The sequence below is a fragment of the Streptococcus sp. CCUG 71758 genome, assembly GCF_011714815.1.
Classification (GTDB): Bacteria; Bacillota; Bacilli; order Lactobacillales; family Streptococcaceae; genus Streptococcus; species Streptococcus halitosis.
Genome location: NZ_RXXO01000009.1, coordinates 1 through 4994, shown reverse-complemented (window position 1 = coordinate 4994; position 4994 = coordinate 1). Strand labels below are relative to the sequence as shown.

1 tRNA gene and 2 rRNA genes are annotated in these 4994 nt (G+C 49.7%); all 3 read right to left on the bottom strand.

Features of this window, described 5'->3' with window-relative positions:
• Positions 1 to 120: 120 nt before the first annotated feature.
• Positions 121 to 3022 (bottom strand): 23S ribosomal RNA (locus EKB01_RS09250).
• Between the two features lie 122 nt (positions 3023 to 3144).
• Positions 3145 to 3217, bottom strand: a tRNA-Ala gene (locus EKB01_RS09245).
• A gap of 51 nt (positions 3218 to 3268) precedes the next feature.
• Positions 3269 to 4817 (bottom strand): 16S ribosomal RNA (locus EKB01_RS09240).
• Together the 16S and 23S rRNA genes with 1 tRNA gene alongside form the textbook arrangement of a ribosomal RNA operon.
• Between the last annotated feature and the right edge of the window lie 177 nt (positions 4818 to 4994).

Here is a 4994-nt window from a genome sequence, read left to right as displayed (position 1 = left end):
TTCGGCATGGGTACAGGTGTATCTCCTAGGCTATCGTCACTTAACTCTGAGTAATACCTACTCAAAATTGAATATCTATCAAATAATTAGAAAACCTCACGCTTCGTATCCTCAGTTACTTTGGATAAGTCCTCGAGCTATTAGTATTAGTCCGCTACATGTGTCGCCACACTTCCACTTCTAACCTATCTACCTGATCATCTCTCAGGGCTCTTACTGATATATAATCATGGGAAATCTCATCTTGAGGTGGGTTTCACACTTAGATGCTTTCAGCGTTTATCCCTTCCCTACATAGCTACCCAGCGATGCCTTTGGCAAGACAACTGGTACACCAGCGGTAAGTCCACTCTGGTCCTCTCGTACTAGGAGCAGATCCTCTCAAATTTCCTACGCCCGCGACGGATAGGGACCGAACTGTCTCACGACGTTCTGAACCCAGCTCGCGTGCCGCTTTAATGGGCGAACAGCCCAACCCTTGGGACCGACTACAGCCCCAGGATGCGACGAGCCGACATCGAGGTGCCAAACCTCCCCGTCGATGTGAACTCTTGGGGGAGATAAGCCTGTTATCCCCAGGGTAGCTTTTATCCGTTGAGCGATGGCCCTTCCATGCGGAACCACCGGATCACTAAGCCCGACTTTCGTCCCTGCTCGAGTTGTTGCTCTCGCAGTCAAGCTCCCTTATACCTTTACACTCTGCGAATGATTTCCAACCATTCTGAGGGAACCTTTGGGCGCCTCCGTTACCTTTTAGGAGGCGACCGCCCCAGTCAAACTGCCCGTCAGACACTGTCTCCGATAGGGATCACCTATCCGGGTTAGAGTGGCCATAACACAAGGGTAGTATCCCAACAACGTCTCCTTCGAAACTGGCGTCCCGATCTCGTAGACTCCTACCTATCCTGTACATGTGGTACAGACACTCAATATCAAACTGCAGTAAAGCTCCATGGGGTCTTTCCGTCCTGTCGCGGGTAACCTGCATCTTCACAGGTACTAAAATTTCACCGAGTCTCTCGTTGAGACAGTGCCCAAATCATTACGCCTTTCGTGCGGGTCGGAACTTACCCGACAAGGAATTTCGCTACCTTAGGACCGTTATAGTTACGGCCGCCGTTTACTGGGGCTTCAATTCATACCTTCGAGTTACCTCTAAGCACTCCTCTTAACCTTCCAGCACCGGGCAGGCGTCACCCCCTATACATCATCTTACGATTTAGCAGAGAGCTGTGTTTTTGATAAACAGTTGCTTGGGCCTATTCACTGCGGCTGACGTAAAGTCAGCACCCCTTCTCCCGAAGTTACGGGGTCATTTTGCCGAGTTCCTTAACGAGAGTTCTCTCGCTCACCTGAGGCTACTCGCCTCGACTACCTGTGTCGGTTTGCGGTACGGGTAGAGTATGTTTAACGCTAGAAGCTTTTCTTGGCAGTGTGACGTCACTAACTTCGCTACTAAACTTCGCTCCCCATCACAGCTCAATGTTATAGAATTAAGCATTTGACTCAATTCACACCTCACTGCTTAGACAGACACTTCCATTCGTCTGCTTTAGTTAGCCTACTGCGTCCCTCCATCACTACATACTCTAGTACAGGAATATCAACCTGTTGTCCATCGGATACACCTTTCGGTCTCTCCTTAGGTCCCGACTAACCCAGGGCGGACGAGCCTTCCCCTGGAAACCTTAGTCTTACGGTGGACAGGATTCTCACCTGTCTTTCGCTACTCATACCGGCATTCTCACTTCTATGCGTTCCAGCGCTCCTCACGGTACACCTTCTCCACACATAGAACGCTCTCCTACCATACCTATAAAGGTATCCACAGCTTCGGTAAATTGTTTTAGCCCCGGTACATTTTCGGCGCAGGGTCACTCGACTAGTGAGCTATTACGCACTCTTTGAATGAATAGCTGCTTCTAAGCTAACATCCTAGTTGTCTGTGCAACCCCACATCCTTTTCCACTTAACAATTATTTTGGGACCTTAGCTGGTGGTCTGGGCTGTTTCCCTTTCGACTACGGATCTTAGCACTCGCAGTCTGACTGCCGACCATAATTCTTTGGCATTCGGAGTTTATCTGAGATTGGTAATCCGGGATGGACCCCTCACCCAAACAGTGCTCTACCTCCAAGAATCTTTATGTCGACGCTAGCCCTAAAGCTATTTCGGAGAGAACCAGCTATCTCCAAGTTCGTTTGGAATTTCTCCGCTACCCACAAGTCATCCAAGCACTTTTCAACGTGCCCTGGTTCGGTCCTCCAGTGCGTCTTACCGCACCTTCAACCTGCTCATGGGTAGGTCACATGGTTTCGGGTCTACGACATGATACTAATGCGCCCTATTCAGACTCGGTTTCCCTACGGCTCCGTCTCTTCAACTTAACCTCGCATCATATCGTAACTCGCCGGTTCATTCTACAAAAGGCACGCTCTCACCCATTAACGGGCTCGAACTTGTTGTAGGCACACGGTTTCAGGTTCTATTTCACTCCCCTCCCGGGGTGCTTTTCACCTTTCCCTCACGGTACTGGTTCACTATCGGTCACTAGGGAGTATTTAGGGTTGGGAGATGGTCCTCCCAGATTCCGACGGGATTTCTCGTGTCCCGCCGTACTCAGGATACTGTTAGGTACAAAGACTATTTTAAATACGAGGCTCTTACTCTCTTTGGCTGATCTTCCCAAATCATTCTTCTATAATCTTTGAGTCCACATTGCAGTCCTACAACCCCGAAGAGTAAACTCTTCGGTTTGCCCTTCTGCCGTTTCGCTCGCCGCTACTAAGGCAATCGCTTTTGCTTTCTCTTCCTGCAGCTACTTAGATGTTTCAGTTCACTGCGTCTTCCTCCTCATATCCTTAACAGATATGGGTAACAGGTAGCACCTGTTGGGTTCCCCCATTCGGAAATCCCTGGATCATCGCTTACTTACAGCTACCCAAGGCATATCGTCGTTTGTCACGTCCTTCTTCGGCTCCTAGTGCCAAGGCATCCACCGTGCGCCCTTATTAACTTAACCTTATTTTCTGACCTTTCAGTCATAAACTCTTTTAATACTACAGCGTTTCGGTTTATTTTCTTGTTACTATTTGATATAGATATTCAATTTTCAATGTGCATTACTTGGTGATCTCTCACCAATGGAGCCTAGCGGGATCGAACCGCTGACCTCCTGCGTGCAAAGCAGGCGCTCTCCCAGCTGAGCTAAGGCCCCACAAGACCTCTCAAGACTAAACAAGACCAATGCGCAGTTCCTTATCCTTAGAAAGGAGGTGATCCAGCCGCACCTTCCGATACGGCTACCTTGTTACGACTTCACCCCAATCATCTATCCCACCTTAGGCGGCTGGCTCCTAAAAGGTTACCTCACCGACTTCGGGTGTTACAAACTCTCGTGGTGTGACGGGCGGTGTGTACAAGGCCCGGGAACGTATTCACCGCGGCGTGCTGATCCGCGATTACTAGCGATTCCGACTTCATGTAGGCGAGTTGCAGCCTACAATCCGAACTGAGACTGGCTTTAAGAGATTAGCTTGCCGTCACCGGCTTGCGACTCGTTGTACCAGCCATTGTAGCACGTGTGTAGCCCAGGTCATAAGGGGCATGATGATTTGACGTCATCCCCACCTTCCTCCGGTTTATTACCGGCAGTCTCGCTAGAGTGCCCAACTGAATGATGGCAACTAACAATAGGGGTTGCGCTCGTTGCGGGACTTAACCCAACATCTCACGACACGAGCTGACGACAACCATGCACCACCTGTCACCTCTGTCCCGAAGGAAAACTCTATCTCTAGAGCGATCAGAGGGATGTCAAGACCTGGTAAGGTTCTTCGCGTTGCTTCGAATTAAACCACATGCTCCACCGCTTGTGCGGGCCCCCGTCAATTCCTTTGAGTTTCAACCTTGCGGTCGTACTCCCCAGGCGGAGTGCTTAATGCGTTAGCTGCGGCACTAAACCCCGGAAAGGGTCTAACACCTAGCACTCATCGTTTACGGCGTGGACTACCAGGGTATCTAATCCTGTTTGCTCCCCACGCTTTCGAGCCTCAGCGTCAGTTACAAGCCAGAGAGCCGCTTTCGCCACCGGTGTTCCTCCATATATCTACGCATTTCACCGCTACACATGGAATTCCACTCTCCCCTCTTGCACTCAAGTTAAACAGTTTCCAAAGCGTACTATGGTTAAGCCACAGCCTTTAACTTCAGACTTATCTAACCGCCTGCGCTCGCTTTACGCCCAATAAATCCGGACAACGCTCGGGACCTACGTATTACCGCGGCTGCTGGCACGTAGTTAGCCGTCCCTTTCTGGTAAGATACCGTCACAGTGTGAACTTTCCACTCTCACACTCGTTCTTCTCTTACAACAGAGCTTTACGATCCGAAAACCTTCTTCACTCACGCGGCGTTGCTCGGTCAGACTTCCGTCCATTGCCGAAGATTCCCTACTGCTGCCTCCCGTAGGAGTCTGGGCCGTGTCTCAGTCCCAGTGTGGCCGATCACCCTCTCAGGTCGGCTATGTATCGTCGCCTTGGTGAGCCGTTACCCCACCAACTAGCTAATACAACGCAGGTCCATCTGGTAGTGATGCATTTGCACCTTTCAATGCATTATCATGCGATAATCCATTTTATGCGGTATTAGCTATCGTTTCCAATAGTTATCCCCCGCTACCAGGCAGGTTACCTACGCGTTACTCACCCGTTCGCAACTCATCCAAGAAGAGCAAGCTCCTCTCTTCAGCGTTCTACTTGCATGTATTAGGCACGCCGCCAGCGTTCGTCCTGAGCCAGGATCAAACTCTCATTAAAAGTTTGAGTTCTCACTCATTTCTGTCACTGACAGATTTATTGTTTTTTCATTGTTCAGTACTATAACCTTAGTTATAGTGCCCTGCACATTGGTTCGTCTTGTTCAGTTTTCAAAGGTCTTTGTCACTCAATCTCTCTCAAGCGACAACTATATTAGTATATCACAGCTGCTAACCT